The following is a 17,387-nucleotide window of genomic DNA, read 5'->3' on the forward strand; positions in this document are numbered from 1 at the left end:
TAAATAGAACTGATTATTCTTGAATATCTTTTAATCTTAATTGAATACTTACATTCCCGTTCCATTCATTTAGATCTAATGAATATGCAGCACTAAATGTTTTTTTGTTTGCTATTAAGCTACATTTATCTCCCAAATTAAAGCCTATAGCCCCTATTTGAACAGCACTTTTCATTTGGGTAACCGTGCATTTTAAATGGTCATCACTAGCCCCTACACATTTACCATAACCCGTGTCGATAAGATTTTTTGTCATAAATACAGGTGCCATATTACCAGGACCAAAAGGAGCAAATTGCCTCAATATTCTATAAAACTTAGGAGTGATTTCCTCTAATTCTAATGTCGAATCAATTAAGATCTCCGGGATTAATAATCGGTCCTCAATACTAGAAGAAACTACTTCTTCAAACTTATTTTTAAAGCCCTCATACTGCGTTTCGCTCAAGGTAAGCCCCGCTGCATATTTATGTCCGCCAAATTGTTCAATATGATCACTACATGCTTCTAGAGCTTCATAAACATCAAATCCTTTAACAGATCGTGCACTTGCTGCAAGTTTCTCCCCGCTTCTGGTAAACACTAAAGTAGGGCGATAGTATGTTTCAATCAATCTTGATGCGACGATTCCTATTACCCCTTTATGCCAGTTTTCTTGATATACTACTGAGGTTTTGCGCTTTTCTTCTTTATGAAATTTAATTTGTTCTAATGCTTCGACAGTTATTAATTTATCGAGATCTTTTCGCTCTGCATTAAAACTTTCTATACTTGCAGCCATTTCCTGCGCCAATACCTCATCTTGCTCTGTTAATAATTCAACAGCGTGTAATCCATGCTTTATTCTACCTGCTGCATTTATACGGGGTGCTATTATAAAAACGACATCTGTAATTGTCAAGACATCCTTTTTTATATTTTGAATAAGCGCCTTAATACCCGTGCGGGGTAGCGTATTAATAACTTCGAGCCCGTAGAATGCAAGTACCCGATTCTCTCCGGTAATAGGTACTATATCTGCTCCTATAGCCGTAGCCACAAGATCGAGATAGGGTATTAGCGTTTTTACAGGCAGCCCTTTTACTTGTTCTAAAGCCTGTATGAGTTTAAATCCTACTCCGCATCCGCATAATTCATTATAAGGGTATTTACAGTCTGGTCTTTTTGGATCTAAAACTGCAACAGCATCGGGAAGCTCTGATCCCGGTCTGTGGTGATCACAAACAATAAAATCAATTCCTAATTTTTTTGCATATGCTATTTTATCAATCGCTTTTATACCACAATCCAAAGCAATTATTAAGGTTATATCATTATCATGAGCATAATCTATACTCTTATAAGAAACACCGTAACCTTCTGCATAACGATCGGGAATGTAGGTAGCCACCTGAGAATAATGACTTAGCAAATAACTACTCATTAAAGCCACGCTAGTAGTACCATCAACATCATAATCTCCGTACACCAGGATATTCTCTTCACGTTCGAACGCTGTATTAATTCGTGATACAGCTTTATCCATATCTTTCATAAGAAATGGATCGTGGAGGTCTTCTAATGAGGGTCTAAAAAACTGTCTGGCCTTATCAAATGTATCGATACCTCGCTGTACAAGTAATGTTGCGATTTTGATAGGAATATTAAGCTGTTCTGCTAATGCAGTTGTGGTGATCGTATTGGGTGTGGGTTTTAAAGTCCAGCGCATTAATCTAAATTTATTTTAAGCATCCAAGCCTTTTTAAGGTCTTTATTAGTTCTTAAAGTGGTAAGTCGTTTATATAAAATATCGGGGTCTGTATCAAAATCCAGATATACGTAATTGTAATTATTTGATGATCTTATAAACTGACGAGGAGAATAACCTTGGTATCTCATCTTTTGAGCCCATTTGTCTGCATTTACACTTCTTGCAAAAACATGATTTATGACATAATACCCACTTTCTAAATCAGGTATTGCAATCGATTCTGCATTTATCATGTTTATCAAATCAACACTTCTATCCTTCTGAATAGTATTCTCTATTTTAATTTCTTCGGAAATGTTACTTTCTATTTTCTTCTGCTTTATATTAATAATATCCGGTTTACCATCTATTATGACATTTTGATAAAATGAAGTGCTTATTTCTGTCTGAAAAGCACTAAAAAACACAAATAACCGGTCTTCTTCAGTTTTAAATTGAAGCTTTACACTTGTCGCATCATTACGAATCACATCATTGTTAGGGTTAGGAATCTCAATATGTGCCAAGTCAAATCCTAGAGTATTCTCACTATTAGGTACCCTGTCTAAGTACTTGAAATCCCCTCTAGTAATGCTACTGTTGAAAAAATTTGTCGCCAAACGCACCTTACTTTTAAGAGGAATATACTGCTGCTGCTTAGCACTATAAATAGAAGTAATATCTTTTGAAAGAGCCAAATCTCCTTCTAACCCGGCTAGCGTTAATGATGTTTTGACAGCTCCGTTTGATAAAGCTCTAAAGTTTTTAAATTCTAATTCCTCCGTTTTCTCTGTACCTATATATCTAAAACCGCTATAGCTTGTTAAGTATTGTAAAGGTGCTTTCTCATCTTCATAAATAACATAGAGCATCCACCCGGCAGAACTACCTCCATACATCTCTCCTTCTAAGGCAGTCACGTTTGCTAAAGTATAAGATCCTGAAACGGTACTGCTTTCTGCAAGTAGTTTTGTTACATCACTATAACATACATAAGGAGCTGCGTTTTTTAAATCTATGTTAGCATCAATCATACCGTCATAAACTAACTCACCTTGTATTTGTGTATATTCTTTAGAACCGGGAATTTTTAAATGTACAAGATCAAAGACTCGATCTCTCTTTTTCTTTAGGTCATAAAAAACACGACCCCCTCTGCTTTTTTGTTTCCCTACTGCTCCGGGATAAGTTGCAGCCCAGTATAAACCTGCATATTTTATTTTACTCTTTGCCGGAATACTCAGATTTGCACTGCTTGAACTAAAAGTATCTGGATCATTATCTATATCCACATATACCATTTCGGTTTGATCGTTTATTCCTCGAGGTCGATTATATGGAATTTTTGGATCATTGCTTAGAATATTGTTGCCTATAACTTGGCTGTCTCCGTGTAGATAAAATTCATTAACCCGTTGAAATGAAACTCCCTGACTAAAACCCAAAGTAGTTAAAAGTAAACATATCGCTACAAGAATTTGGTTCATAAGAAACTGTTATACAAAATGTTATGCCATAAAAATTGGCAAGGAAGTTACAAATTTGCGTGCATTACTTTACTAAATGTTAGATGTTTTTAAAGCCAAGCCGCTAATGACTATCCTCAACGTTAGAATAGAAGTGCGATAAGTTGAGGACGCTCATTAAAATTTAAATACTTACTAATCCTTTGGCTTTCCTGCGACTACTACGACAAGTTCGCCTTTAGGCGGCTTAGCCTCAAAGTAATTGAGAACCTCTTCAGCGGTACCACGTATTGTTTCTTCATGTAGTTTAGAGATTTCTCTGGAAACAGATACTTTCCGCGAAGCGCCAAAAAATTCTACTAGATGTGCCAAAGTCTTTAAAAGCTTATGCGGACTTTCATACAATATGATAGTACGTTCTTCTTCAGCTAAAATCTTAAAACGGGTTTGTCTTCCTTTTTTTACCGGTAAAAATCCTTCAAAAACAAATTTATCATTCGGCATACCGCTATTTACAAGAGCAGGCACAAATGCTGTAGCCCCTGGTAAACAATCTACATCTATGCCCGCATCTACACAAGCCCGCGTTAATAAAAATCCGGGATCAGAAATTGCAGGCGTTCCTGCATCGCTTATAAGTGCTATGGTTTGACCACCCTGTATGCGTTCTACTAGATTTTCTACCGTTTTGTGTTCATTATGCATATGATGCGAATGCATCTGAGTAGTGATTTCAAAATGTTTTAACAGTTTCCCACTGGTACGCGTGTCTTCAGCTAAAATAAGATCTGCCTCTTGCAGGACCTTAATTGCTCTAAAGGTCATATCATCAAGATTACCTATAGGAGTGGGAACTAAATAAAGTTTGGCCATAGTGTAGTGCCTTTCTAATCAAATTTACGTCCTACTAATTCCATAAATCGGTTTTCATAAACCTCTTTACCTTCCCAAGAATTATAGTCTGGCTTGATCATCGTATTAATAAGATTATATGCTTCCTCTTTAGAACGCGCTGTATTAAGCTGAGATAGTACTCTGTTGTAATCTGAAGAATTACCGTTAAACAAATGTTTGATAAATGCAATTCTATCGTTGAGTCCAAAAGTTAGACCTCTCGTGCCCCGATCATTAAGTTTTTTTGGTTTTGCTTCCTCTTTTACAGCCTCTTTCTCTTCAAATTCTGGGATACGACCATACTCTCCTATCTCATCACGGTCATTTTTTACAAACTTTGGTTCTTGTGTAATTTTCTGAAACATATCATCAATAGCATCTGCTTCAGAGGGCATTTGCGCGACAATATCTTTTATTTTTTCCATTACAGGTTCGTAAAGAGAAGCTTGATTAATTTTTTCTTCTTGTTGGTTTTCAGAAGATTCAGCATATTTTGAAGTATCATCGGCCTCAGCTTTTCTTAAGCGTTCATAAACCTCTGTATTAGACGCTGCAATTCGCGCAATACGATCTACATCGGTCTCTTCTTTCATAGACTCAAAATCAAATTGAGGTGCCTGTTGAATTTCTTGGACTTCCTGAATGCTTTCTTCTAGCACCGCTGTATCCTCTTGTTCAAGAGCTTCAATTATCTCACGCTTACCTATAGTTGGCTGCGCACCATCAAAATGGGACTCCACATAAGCCATTATTGATAAGGCCTCATAAATCTTAAGCGCCTCAAGTTTTAATGTCTCGTAGTCGCTATTAGAATCCATTTTTAAAATCTTATGTGCCAGGCTAACCAAGTCAGATTTTAATTTCTTCTTCATAAGTTTTTTGTTTGCTCTGTTTATTGCTGGTCTTTTTAATAAATTTGCTCAGCCCTCAAAAAATAGCACTGTTGCCCTTTAAGAGGTTGAAAAGTACAAAATGTTTCTCGAAAATACTGTAAATCACAAGGAGCAATTTGGGTGGATAGAAGTCATCTGCGGCTCTATGTTTTCTGGTAAAACAGAAGAGCTAATTAGACGATTGAAGCGTGCCCAGTTTGCAAAACAGAAGGTTGAAATTTTTAAACCTGCTATAGATACGCGTTATGATGATGAGTTAGTGATTTCTCATGATGCTAATGAAATACGCTCTACTCCGGTGCCTGCTGCTGCAAATATTCCTATTCTCGCAGATAGTTGTGATGTAGTGGGTATAGATGAAGCACAATTTTTTGATGATGAGATTGTAAAGGTATGTAATGACCTTGCAAATCGTGGAATACGGGTAATTGTTGCAGGACTGGATATGGATTTTAAAGGAAATCCTTTTGGTCCTATGCCAGCATTAATGGCTACTGCAGAATATGTCACAAAAGTACACGCCGTTTGTACACGTACAGGAAATCTGGCACAATATAGTTATCGAAAAGCCTCTAGTGATGATCTGGTACTCCTAGGTGAAACTGAAGAATATGAACCACTAAGCAGAGGCGCTTATTACAAAGCGATGTTAAGGGAACGCCTTAAAACTATTGAGGTTAATAATCCTGAAGAACTCAAAACTAATATCAAAAAAGAATAAATGCCACAAACTGTTCTAGAAATAGACCTCAATGCTTTGAGTCATAATTATGATTATCTCAGAGATAAAGTAGCGCCTAATGTAATGATTCTTGCAGTTGTTAAGGCATATGCCTATGGAAGCGAATCTGTTGCTGTAGCAAAAAAATTAGAGGAGAAAGGTATAAATTATTTTGCCGTTGCTTATGCTTCTGAAGGTGTGGCGTTACGAGAAGGAGGTATTAAGACTCCTATCCTTGTCTTGCACCCACAAATCGAAAATTTTGATACCATAATCTCGTATGATCTCGAGCCAAGTATGTACAGCATGCGTGTTCTAAAATCATTCATTGAAACTGCAGAATCAAAGAATAAAGAACAGTATCCTATTCATATTAAATTTAATACTGGCTTAAATCGACTTGGTTTTAAAGATGTTAATGAAGATGAAATTCTTAAATACATTACAAAGACTAAAGCTATAAAGGTTAAATCGTTGTTCTCTCATTTAGTTGCTAGTGAAGATCCTAACGAAAAAACATTTACGCTTAGTCAGATTGAAACATTTGAAAAAAATGCTTCGAAAATGATTCAAGGTCTAGGATATTCACCACTGCTGCATCAAAGTAACACATCTGCGATAATTAATTATCCACAGGCTCAGTTTGATATGGTACGCACGGGTATAGGTCTTTACGGCTATGGCAACACGCAGGAAGAAGATCTAAAATTAAAACCGGTGGCTACCCTAAAAACGGTTATCTCTCAAATTCACGAAATTTCTATAGGTGAAACTGTAGGATATAATCGAGCTCATACGGCTGCAAAAAAAGAACGTACTGCAACTCTACCTATTGGTCACGCAGATGGTATTTCAAGAGCTTATGGCAAGGGTAAAGGTTATGTAATGATTAATGGTAAAAAGGCTCCTATAATTGGCAATGTGTGTATGGATATGATAATGGTGAATGTAACCAAAATCGATTGTGAGGAAGGTGATGAAGTAATTGTATTTGGCAAAGAGGCATCTGCAGTTGCACTTTCAGCACGTATTAAGAGTATTCCTTATGAATTAATAACATCAATTTCTCAACGCGTAATGCGCCGTATAATTGGGTTAGACTAGTGAAAGTTGGGTTTTCAATTCTAATTTTCCCTATATTAGCACTAGTTTGACATTAACCTAATCAAAATCAAGATGGCATTTTTAAAAGATTTTAAAGCCTTTTTAATGAAAGGTGACATTGTAGCTCTTGCTACAGCAGTAATCATTGGTGGAGCTTTTAATAAAATAGTTGGCTCATTAGTAAAAGACGTTATTATGCCCGTAATAGGTGTAATTATGGGTGGTAAGAATGTTAATAATCTGTTCTTTTCTCTCGACGGTGGTGAATATGAAACCGTTGAAGCCGCAGTTGAAGCTGGGGGAGCAATTTTAACTTATGGTAATTTTTTACAAGCAATCATAGACTTTATTATCGTCGGCTTCGTAATCTTCTGGCTGTTAAAGGGCTATGAAAAAACTAAGAAGAAAGAGGAAACTGCCGCTCCTGCTGCTCCAAAAGGACCATCACAAGAAGAGTTGCTTATTGAAATACGAGACGAATTAAGAAAAAAATAATTAGTCTATAAAAATAAATGTACGTAAGTACAGACCGCTGCACTGCAGATTTATTTTTAACTAAACCCTCGGTAACTCCGAGGGTTCTTTTTTGTTATATAATATACATAATGTATATAATTTTTGTAAAATGTCACTTTTTGAACAAATGTGTTCATTTTATATTAGATTGAGGGCTTTGATAAAAGTTGTTGTTACTTTTGCCAATTAAAGCAGTACACAAATTGTAATTGTTTGTATTTAATCAACATCTCCGTAAATATGGAGATTAAGAATAGTTAAGATAAAAGATATGAAAGTAGCTGTTGTAGGTGCCACCGGAATGGTAGGCCAAGTAATGTTACAAGTTTTAGCAGAACGTAATTTTCCAATAACTGAATTAATACCGGTAGCCAGTGAGCGCTCTGTAGGAAAAACAGTTTCCTATAAAGGTAAAGAGTATACAATTAGCTCTATGGAAGATGCTATAGCTGCTCGCCCGGAAATTGCGATTTTCTCTGCAGGTGGAGACACCTCTCTTAAATTTGCTCCTAAGTTTGCCGAAGTAGGTACGACAGTCGTAGACAATTCTTCTGCTTGGAGAATGGATCCTGATAAAAAACTGATCGTTCCAGAAATTAATGCTTCAGAGTTAACTGCTCAAGACAAAATCATAGCAAATCCTAATTGTTCTACTATACAAATGGTATTGTCATTAGCGCCACTTCATAAAAAATACAAAGTAAAGCGTCTTGTAATTTCAACTTATCAATCTATTACTGGTACTGGCGTAAAAGCAGTTCAGCAATTAGAGAATGAATATAATGATGAGAAGGGAGAAATGGCTTATAACTATCCTATACATCGCAATGCTATTCCTGCTTGTGACGTTTTCACAGAAAATGGATATACTAAGGAAGAGATGAAACTTGTTAATGAGACTCAGAAGATCTTAGGAGATCGTAGTATCGCAGTTACGGCAACTGCAGTGCGTATCCCTGTAGTAGGCGGACACTCTGAAGCTATAAACGTTCAGTTTGAGAATGAATTCGATTTAGCTGACGTTCGTAAACTTTTACAAGCACAAGATGGTGTTACAGTTCAGGATAATCCGGATACAAATACATATCCTATGCCTATTTATGCTCACGGTAAAGATGATGTGTTTGTAGGTCGCATACGACGTGATTTCTCTCAAGAAAATACATTGAATATGTGGGTTGTCGCAGACAATTTACGCAAAGGGGCAGCGACTAATGCTGTTCAGATTGCAGAGTATTTATCTGCACAAGGATTACTGTAGTCCAATCTCTTAACAAATAGTTAAAACCTCCTAACCACCGAGATTAGGAGGTTTTTTTATAGGTATATTTGAAAGACTTCAATATCTCTCAAATGAAAAAATTAGCATATTTAGGCGCTATAACTCTTCTTATAAGTGCTTGTGAAACAAAAAAAGAAAAATCATCAGATATGGCAGTGACCTATCCTACCACAAAAAAAGTTGATACAGTAGACACCTATTTTGGCACAGAAGTTCCTGATCCATACCGCTGGTTAGAAGATGATCGAAGCCCAGAAACAGAAGCTTGGGTAAAATCAGAAAATGAAGCTACCTATGGATATTTAAATAAAATTCCGTTTAAAGAAGAGATAAAAAAGAAACTCGAGAATATCTGGAATTATGAAAAAATAGGCGCTCCTTTCAAAGAGGGAGATTACACCTACTTCTACAAAAACAACGGTTTACAAAATCAATATGTTATTTATCGCTATAAAAATGATGCTTATCCTGGTTCTGCCGAGGTTTTTTTAGATCCAAATAAATTTTCTGAGGATGGGACAGTTTCACTTGGAGGATTGAGTTTTACAAAAGACGGAAAACTTGCGGCATATAGTATTTCTGAAGGCGGCAGCGACTGGCGCAAAGTTTTAGTAATGGATGTTGAAACTAAAAAAATAACAGAAGACACGCTAGTAGACATCAAGTTTAGCGGTATCTCTTGGAAAGGTAATGAAGGTTTTTATTACTCTAGTTATGATAAACCAAAGGGAAGCGAACTTTCAGCAAAAACAGATCAACATAAAGTTTATTATCATAAGCTTAATTCAGCACAAAAAGAAGATCAATTAATTTTCGGAGGTACCACTACTCAAAAACATCGTTATATTGGTGCAGGAACAACAGAAGATAATAAATATCTTATCATCAGTGCTAGTAACGCAACTTCGGGTAACAAATTATTTATTAAAGATCTTTCAAAACCTAATAGTGAATTTGTTACAATACTTGATAATGACGACACTAATACGTCAATCATAGAAAATGTAGGTTCAAAATTATTTTTAGTAACAGATAAGGATGCTCCAAATCAAAAAATTGTAACAGTTGACGCTGCAAATCCAACTCCGGATAATTGGGTAGATTTAATTCCTGAAACACAACATGTACTCTCTCCATCTACAGCAGGCGGCTACTTTTTTGCTGAATATATGGTAGATGCTGTTTCACAGGTCAAACAGTACGATTACGAAGGGAATCTTGTGCGGGAACTAGAACTTCCAGGTATTGGTTCGGCAAGTGGTTTTGGTGCTAAGAAAGATGAAAAAGAATTGTATTACAGCTTTACAAATTATACAACTCCAGGAAGTATTTACAAATTATCTATTTCAAATGGTAAATCAGAACTTTTCAGAAAGCCAGATATTAAATTTAATCCGGATAATTATGAAAGTAAACAAGTATTCTATTCTTCAAAGGATGGGACGAAAGTCCCAATGATTATAACCTATAAAAAAGGAATAAAATTAGATGGTAAAAATCCTACCATCCTGTATGCCTATGGGGGATTTAATATATCCCTTACCCCTTCTTTTAGTATCACTAATGCAATATGGATGGAAATGGGTGGTGTCTATGCAGTTCCCAACCTTCGCGGAGGTGGAGAGTACGGAAAGGAATGGCACGATGGAGGTATAAAAATGAAAAAGCAAAATGTATTTGATGACTTTATTGCTGCTGCAGAATATTTAATCTCAAACAACTATACCTCAAGTGATTTCCTGGCAATACGTGGTGGTTCTAATGGCGGTTTGCTTGTGGGAGCAACAATGACTCAACGACCAGACTTAATGAAAGTAGCTTTGCCTGCAGTAGGCGTAATGGATATGTTACGCTATCACACATTTACAGCCGGTGCAGGCTGGGCGTATGATTATGGTACTTCTGAAGACAGTAAAGAAATGTTTGAATACATTAAAGGGTACTCTCCTGTTCACAATGTAAAAGCAGGTACAAAATATCCTGCAACTTTAATAACAACCGGTGATCACGATGATCGCGTAGTGCCTGCTCATAGTTTTAAATTTGCCGCAGAATTACAAGAAAAACAAGCTGGTAGCGCTCCTGTTCTAATACGTATAGAAACAGATGCAGGTCACGGCGCTGGCACTCCTGTAAGCAAACAAATAGAGCAAACTGCAGATATATTTGCTTTTACTCTTTACAATATGGGTTTTGATGTGCTTCCTGAAAAAACCAGAGAAAAAGTAAAAGGATAGAATAACAAGTTATAATCTTATCAGACCTCATCTTTTTTGTAAATCGATGAGGTCTTCTTATATTAATATATGCTTAGAGTTAACATACATAGTTTCGCTTATACTGAAGAGCCTGTTTTAAAAAACATAAATTTTGAAGTTGAGAAAGGGCTTCATATTTCAATATTAGGCGAGAGTGGTTGCGGTAAGAGTACGCTTCTTAAAGCAATATATGGTTTGCTTCAGGTTACAAACGGAACGATATTTTGGGAGGATAAAAAATTACTAGGCCCCGATTATAATCTTGTTCCCGGCGAACCATTTATTAAATACCTCGCTCAAGATTTTGATTTAATGCCATTTATTTCTGTAGCCGAGAATATAGGTAAGCACCTTTCCAGGCGATTTATGCAACAACGACAAAAACGCATAGACGAACTTCTTGAAGTAGTGGATATGACAGATTTTGCAGACACTCACGTAAAATTATTAAGTGGTGGGCAGAAACAACGTGTTGCATTAGCTCGTGCCATTGCAAAAGAGCCAGAGTTATTGCTACTTGACGAACCCTTTAGTCATATTGATAATTTTAGAAGAAACGCTTTACGACGGAATTTATATGTTTATTTAAAAAAAGAAGATATAACTTGTATAACCGCAACGCACGACAGCGAAGAAGCATTATCATTTTCTGATGAGATTAAAATGATGCGCAACGGTACATTTATACAATCTGCATCGCCTGAAGATTTATATACTAACCCAAAAAACAACTATGTTGCTTCGTTTTTTGGAGATATAAGCAGGCTAACTATAGCGGGTAAGGAGGCAATGCTAATGCCACACCAACTTGAACTTTCTGAAACGAAAACACCATTAATTGCAAGCGTTTTAAAAAGCTATTATAAAGGGAGTTATTACCTAGTTGAAGCCTTATCTGAAAATAAAAAGATCTATTTAAATTCTCCACATTCATTAAAACCTGAAACTACTATTTATTTAAATATTAACAACTAGTACTCAAATAGCTAAAACTTCATTTTTAGAAAAAAACCACAACCTCTGTCCCATCATCGCCTATGGAATTATTGCTGTTGAGGTTTCTTTTAATTGCTATATAGTGATTGTACAACTTCTATAGTTATTTTCTACAAATAAGATAATAGTCAGCCTTTAGATGTGATTTAAGCAGCTCTAATTCTTCAATTGTAGTTTTCAATACCCAAACCCACTTATCATAAATAATACTTTCAGAGACTTAAAAATGGAATCCGATTTGTATTAAAGATTAATTTTTACATGCTAATTAGAAGTATACTAATTGTAAAGCTTCTGACTGACTTTATAATGGATTCATAATGAGTTAGTGATTTACGTGTTGATAGCGCTATACTGCCATATGCCAAAAGCGAACGTCAAAAGAGCTGATTTTCAGAAAAAACCAAATAAAAAACCCCGAACATAATGTTCAGGGCTTTTAAGTATAACTAAGATATATTTTACTATTCTTCTTCTGGTGCATTCATGACAAAGTCATTCATAAATGCTGTTGTATAATTACCTTCAAGATAACGAGGATCATCCATCAATTGGCGGTGAAAAGGAATTGTGGTTTTTATACCTTCAATTACAAATTCATCTAATGCACGCTTCATCTTATTAATTGCCTCTTCTCGTGTTTGAGCAGTAGTAATTAATTTAGCGATCATCGAGTCATAATTAGGAACGATCGAGTAGCCGCTGTAAACGTGCGTATCTATACGAACACCGTGGCCCCCTGGCGCATGAAGGTTTGTGATTTTTCCTGGAGATGGTCTAAAATTATTATAAGGATCTTCTGCATTAATACGACATTCAATTGAATGCAGTTGTGGTATATAATTTTTACCTGAAATAGGCACTCCCGCTGCAACAAGTATTTGCTCGCGTATTAAATCGTAATCTACTACTTGTTCTGTAATAGGATGCTCCACCTGAATACGGGTATTCATCTCCATAAAGTAGAAGTTACGATGCTTATCTACTAAAAATTCAACAGTACCGGCTCCTTCGTATTTAATAAATTCTGCTGCACGTACTGCTGCCTCACCCATTTTTTCACGAAGTTCGTCTGTCATAAATGGTGACGGAGTTTCTTCAGTAAGTTTCTGATGACGACGTTGTATAGAACAGTCACGCTCTGATAAATGACACGCTTTACCATTACTATCTCCCACAACTTGAATCTCGATATGGCGCGGCTCTTCGATAAGCTTTTCCATATACATACCATCATTACCAAATGATGCTGAAGCTTCTTGACGTGCAGAATCCCAAGCTTTACGTAACTCTTCTTTTTTCCAAACTGCACGCATACCTTTACCACCACCACCTGCAGTAGCTTTAAGCATAACAGGATATCCTGTTTCTTCTGCTATACGTTCACAGTCTTCAAAATCTTTAATAATACCATCACTTCCCGGAACACAAGGTACACCAGCAGCTTTCATAGTTGCCTTTGCGGTTGCCTTATCTCCCATTTTTGCAATCATATCTGGAGAAGCACCAATAAATTTAATATCGTGTTCTTCACAAATTTTTGAGAAACGTGCATTTTCAGATAAAAACCCATAACCTGGGTGAATAGCATCTGCATTTGTGATTTCTGCAGCTGCCATAATATTTGAAATTTTCAAATAAGATTCACTACTAGCCGGTGGGCCAATACAAACTGCCTCATCAGCAAAGCGCACGTGTAAACTTTCGGCATCTGCTGTAGAGTAAACTGCTACAGTTTTAATGCCCATTTCTTTACAGGTTCTAATTACCCGTAGGGCAATTTCTCCTCTGTTTGCTATTAATATTTTTTTAAACATATCTGTTTTGCATTAAAATTTAAAGAATGAGATCTTTAATTGAATTATTTGATCTTAAGTTCTTCTTTAAATTTAAGAAGGGTCAACCAAGAATAGAGGTTGATCAAATTCTACTGGAGAAGCATCGTCAACTAGTACTTTAACTATTTTACCGCTTACTTCACTTTCGATCTCATTAAATAATTTCATCGCTTCGATAACACATAAAACATCACCTACTTTGATGTCTGCTCCTACTTCAACAAATGTAGGTTTGTCTGGTGCAGGTTTGCGGTAAAATGTACCAATGATTGGAGACTTTACAGTGATATACTTATCACTTACGTCTGCTTTAGGCTTCTCTGCTTCTTGAACCGGTACCTGAGCAACTGGCTGTTGCATAGTAGGTTGTTGCATTGTATTACCCATCATAGGTACTTGCTGTAGAATCGTAGTTTCCCCTTTCCCCTCTTCACCAGTTCTAATGGTGATTTTAAAATCATCCATCTCAAGCTTTACTTCGCTTGCACCTGATTTAGCTACAAACTTGATAAGATTCTGAATTTCTTTTAAATCCATAATTGATAACGTTAGTTAGATTATATATTAAGCGTTGTAAGCCCATTTAAGATAAATAGACCCCCAAGTAAATCCGCCTCCAAAAGCGGCAAATATTAAATTATCACCTTTTTTAAACTTACTTTCAAAATCGTTAAGTAATAAAGGTAGTGTTGCAGATGTAGTATTACCGTAATGCTGAATATTCATAAGCACTTTACTATCGTCAAGTTGCATACGTCTTGCTGTAGCATCAATAATACGTTTGTTAGCCTGGTGTGCTACAAGCCAATTTACATCATCATTTGTAAGATTGTTACGTTTCATTATGAGCTCGCTTACATCTGCCATATTAGATACGGCAAATTTGAAAACGGTTTTGCCATCTTGATATACGTAATGCTGCTTGTTTGCTATTGTTTCTGCAGATGGAGGTAGAAGTGAACCACCTGCTTCAATTTTTAAAAAGTTGCGTCCTATACCATCAGAACGTAGATATTCATCTTGTAAGCCCAACCCTTCTTCATTAGGTTCAAATAGTGCTGCTCCAGCACCATCCCCAAAAATTATACATGTCGTACGATCTGTATAATCTATAATTGAAGACATCTTGTCTGCCCCAATTAAAAGTACTTTATTATATTTTCCTGAAGCTATGTAAGCAGATGCTGTAGACATACCATATAGAAAGCTTGAGCAAGCAGCTTGTAGGTCGTAAGAAAATGCATTTACTGCTCCTATAGTTGTAGCTACATAAGCAGCTGTAGAAGCTACAGGTAAATCTGGCGTAGCAGTCGCTACAATTACCATATCGATCTCAGAAGGATCTAAGTTGCTTTTTGAAATTAAGTTTTGCGCTGCTTGTATAGCTAAATAAGATGTTCCTTTATCTGGATCTTTTAAAATTCTACGCTCTTTAATTCCTGTTCTGGAAGTGATCCAATCATCATTGGTCTCAACCATTGTTTCCAAAATTTCATTGGTAAGCACATATTCTGGCACATAGGCGCCAACAGCTGTTATGGCAGCAGTGATTTTACTCATATAAATGGTTTCTGCGAAAATTTGTCTATTTCGCTTAAAAATGGAAGGAAAAGTACTAAAATTCGAACAAACTGGCTCGAAAATTAACTTTTTTTGCCCATCCTGAAAAATAAAAAAAACTCCCAATAATGGGAGTTTTACTATAAGTATATGCTTTAATTAAGCAGCTTCTTCATTAGAAGTAGCATCAATTACAACCTGCCCTCTGTAATAGAGTTTACCTTCATGCCAGTGTGCACGGTGATAAAGGTGTGCCTCGCCAGTAGTAGCGTCTACACCTATTTTTGGCATTGCAGCTTTGTAATGTGTTCTTCTCTTATCTCTTCTAGTTTTCGAGATTTTTCTTTTAGGATGTGCCATTACCGTTTATTATTTATTATCTGTTAAAAAATCTTTTAATTTATCCCAACGGGGATCAATTTCTTTTTGTTCAGGAGCATTATCTTCCTGTTCTTCTTTATTCTTAATACTCAATTCTTCGAGCTTATCTAATATGTCTGACTCTAAAGTTCCATCTTCAACTCCAGGATGAATTCTTTTTGCAGGCATAGCTAAAACTATTAGCTCATATATATAGTGTGCAATATTTACTTCATATTCACCATAAGGAAGAATTAAAATATCTTCAACCTCATCATTATAATCCTGACCAAATTTAACCACTAGTTTATAAGAGGCGTCAATAGGTTGATCATAAGGTTCATTTGTAATATCACAATCGACATTTACACTTCCTGTAGCATCAAAATAAAACTCCATCAAAGTGGACATCTTATTTAATACTACTTTCAATTCTATATTAATAGAATTGAAATCATCATATTCAAAATGCTTAAAGAACGTGTCGTCTATAGTGTATTCAAAATCGTGTTCTCCTTGTTTTAAACCAACAAATGGAATTGTATACGTTTTCAAATGCTTCATTACCTTTCTCTTTCCTAAATAATCTTTCCGCAAAAGGCGGGTGCAAAGATATAAATTTTTATTTAGCTGTTAATTAAGTGTGGATAAATTTTTTAAAAAGGTTTAATTCCCACGTGATCGACCGGAATATTGTTTTTTACGCGGTTGTTTTTGCAAAACATTTGCTGTTATTTCAGCATATTCTGCACGCTTTTTAAATATCTCTAATGCGGTGTATACTGCCTCTTTAAAAGAACTGTTGCTCGCTATCCCTTTTCCGGCAATTTCAAATGCCGTCCCATGGTCTGGAGATGTTCTTACTTTATTAAGTCCGGCAGTATAATTTACTCCTTTCCCAAATGATAAAGTTTTAAACGGAATTAATCCTTGATCATGATATGCAGCTATTATTGCATCAAAGTTTTTATAGTTTCCGCTACCAAAAAAACTATCTGCAGCATATGGTCCATAAGTCAAGTGACCTTTTTCTCTTAATTGTGCTAATGTGGGAATTAATGTAATATCATCTTCATCGCCTATCACACCATTATCTCCCACATGCGGATTAATCCCTAAGAAAGCTATTTTAGGTTTACTGATCCCAAAATCCTGAATCAACGAATTTTGTATGGTATTAAATTTTTGAGTTATGAGTTTAGCATCAATCTTATCTGACACATTACGTACCGCGACATGATCTGTTAATAAACCTACTTTTAATTTTTCGGTAGTCATAAACATTAAGCTATCGCCCTCCAACTCCTGATTTAAAAAGTCTGTATGTCCCGGAAAATTAAAATCTTCAGATTGAATTGTTGCTTTATGTATAGGAGCAGTAACTAGAACATCTATTTTATTACTCTTTAATGCCTCTACAGCTGCTTTTAAAGATTTTATTGCATAGGATCCGCCGGTACTCGATTCCTCACCAAACTTTATTTGTGGATTATCTTGCCAAACATTTACGACATTTAGCTTGCCTTCTATTACAGTATCTAGCGATTTTACTCCCTGGAAATTAATGTCAAGGTTAAAGTGTTTAAGTAAAAATGTAATTGTTTTAGCCGAAGCAAATATGATTGGAGTACAAAACTCCAACATTCGGGCATCTTCAAAAGTCTTTAGTATGATTTCCCCTCCTATACCATTAAGGTCACCTATACTGATTCCTAATTTTATATTTTGTTCTTTCATGCTAAACCCCTTTGGCTTTCTTTTGTAAATTGA

At 35.8% G+C, this 17,387-nt stretch carries 16 protein-coding genes; 6 read left to right on the plus strand and 10 right to left on the minus strand.

Going from position 1 to position 17,387, the window contains the following annotated elements:
• Positions 1-13 precede the first annotated feature (13 nt).
• The 4 genes from recJ to DSM00_RS00290 form a co-directional block, all read right to left on the minus strand.
• Positions 14-1,708, minus strand: a complete 1,695-nt coding sequence (gene recJ, locus DSM00_RS00275; RefSeq protein ID WP_128756021.1) for a single-stranded-DNA-specific exonuclease RecJ — start codon at positions 1,706-1,708, stop codon at positions 14-16.
• A complete protein-coding gene (locus DSM00_RS00280; protein WP_128756022.1) occupies positions 1,708-3,216 on the minus strand; it encodes a hypothetical protein in 1,509 nt (502 codons plus the stop codon). Before DSM00_RS00280 ends, recJ begins: the two co-directional genes overlap by 1 nt.
• Before the next feature lie 174 nt (positions 3,217-3,390).
• Positions 3,391-4,068 (minus strand): 16S rRNA (cytidine(1402)-2'-O)-methyltransferase, encoded by a 678-nt coding sequence (gene rsmI / locus DSM00_RS00285; protein ID WP_128756023.1) that lies wholly within the window; start codon positions 4,066-4,068, stop codon positions 3,391-3,393.
• Positions 4,069-4,082: 14 nt separating this feature from the next.
• The gene (locus DSM00_RS00290; protein WP_128756024.1) at positions 4,083-4,961 is read right to left on the minus strand and encodes a hypothetical protein; all 879 of its coding nucleotides are present in this window, start codon (positions 4,959-4,961) and stop codon (positions 4,083-4,085) included.
• A 100-nt stretch (positions 4,962-5,061) separates the two neighbouring features.
• Between DSM00_RS00290 and DSM00_RS00295 the strand changes: the two genes are divergently transcribed.
• The 6 genes from DSM00_RS00295 (at position 5,062) to DSM00_RS00320 (ending at position 11,838) form a co-directional block, all read left to right on the plus strand.
• Entirely contained in the window at positions 5,062-5,703 is a 642-nt protein-coding gene (locus DSM00_RS00295; RefSeq protein ID WP_128756025.1) for a thymidine kinase, read from the plus strand.
• Positions 5,704-6,807, plus strand: coding sequence for an alanine racemase (alr, locus tag DSM00_RS00300; RefSeq protein ID WP_128756026.1), 1,104 nt, complete (start codon positions 5,704-5,706; stop codon positions 6,805-6,807).
• 72 nt (positions 6,808-6,879) lie between these two features.
• The gene (mscL, locus tag DSM00_RS00305) at positions 6,880-7,302 is read left to right on the plus strand and encodes a large conductance mechanosensitive channel protein MscL (RefSeq protein WP_128756027.1); all 423 of its coding nucleotides are present in this window, start codon (positions 6,880-6,882) and stop codon (positions 7,300-7,302) included.
• Between the two features lie 292 nt (positions 7,303-7,594).
• The gene (locus DSM00_RS00310) at positions 7,595-8,584 is read left to right on the plus strand and encodes an aspartate-semialdehyde dehydrogenase (RefSeq protein WP_128756028.1); all 990 of its coding nucleotides are present in this window, start codon (positions 7,595-7,597) and stop codon (positions 8,582-8,584) included.
• A gap of 92 nt (positions 8,585-8,676) precedes the next feature.
• Positions 8,677-10,842 (plus strand): prolyl oligopeptidase family serine peptidase, encoded by a 2,166-nt coding sequence (locus tag DSM00_RS00315; protein ID WP_128756029.1) that lies wholly within the window; start codon positions 8,677-8,679, stop codon positions 10,840-10,842.
• A gap of 69 nt (positions 10,843-10,911) precedes the next feature.
• Complete coding sequence (locus DSM00_RS00320; protein WP_128756030.1) at positions 10,912-11,838, plus strand: ABC transporter ATP-binding protein; 927 nt, start codon at positions 10,912-10,914, stop codon at positions 11,836-11,838.
• Positions 11,839-12,323: 485 nt separating this feature from the next.
• On the opposite strand, the gene accC is transcribed toward DSM00_RS00320, so the two are convergent.
• From accC to pdxA, 6 genes are all read right to left on the minus strand, one after another.
• A complete protein-coding gene (gene accC, locus DSM00_RS00325) occupies positions 12,324-13,676 on the minus strand; it encodes an acetyl-CoA carboxylase biotin carboxylase subunit (RefSeq protein WP_128756031.1) in 1,353 nt (450 codons plus the stop codon).
• A gap of 72 nt (positions 13,677-13,748) precedes the next feature.
• Positions 13,749-14,234 (minus strand): acetyl-CoA carboxylase biotin carboxyl carrier protein, encoded by a 486-nt coding sequence (accB, locus tag DSM00_RS00330; protein WP_128756032.1) that lies wholly within the window; start codon positions 14,232-14,234, stop codon positions 13,749-13,751.
• 27 nt (positions 14,235-14,261) lie between these two features.
• The gene (locus DSM00_RS00335; protein ID WP_128756033.1) at positions 14,262-15,257 is read right to left on the minus strand and encodes a beta-ketoacyl-ACP synthase III; all 996 of its coding nucleotides are present in this window, start codon (positions 15,255-15,257) and stop codon (positions 14,262-14,264) included.
• A gap of 159 nt (positions 15,258-15,416) precedes the next feature.
• Positions 15,417-15,617, minus strand: coding sequence for a 50S ribosomal protein L32 (rpmF, locus tag DSM00_RS00340; RefSeq protein ID WP_128756034.1), 201 nt, complete (start codon positions 15,615-15,617; stop codon positions 15,417-15,419).
• 9 nt (positions 15,618-15,626) lie between these two features.
• The gene (locus DSM00_RS00345) at positions 15,627-16,181 is read right to left on the minus strand and encodes a YceD family protein (protein ID WP_128756035.1); all 555 of its coding nucleotides are present in this window, start codon (positions 16,179-16,181) and stop codon (positions 15,627-15,629) included.
• Positions 16,182-16,283: 102 nt separating this feature from the next.
• Positions 16,284-17,354 carry a 4-hydroxythreonine-4-phosphate dehydrogenase PdxA gene (pdxA, locus tag DSM00_RS00350; RefSeq protein WP_128756036.1) on the minus strand — a complete coding sequence of 357 codons (1,071 nt, stop codon included), beginning with the start codon at positions 17,352-17,354 and terminating at the stop codon, positions 16,284-16,286.
• Positions 17,355-17,387 lie beyond the last annotated feature (33 nt).

Source organism: Leeuwenhoekiella aequorea (assembly GCF_004104375.1).
GTDB classification, from domain to species: domain Bacteria; phylum Bacteroidota; class Bacteroidia; order Flavobacteriales; family Flavobacteriaceae; genus Leeuwenhoekiella; species Leeuwenhoekiella aequorea.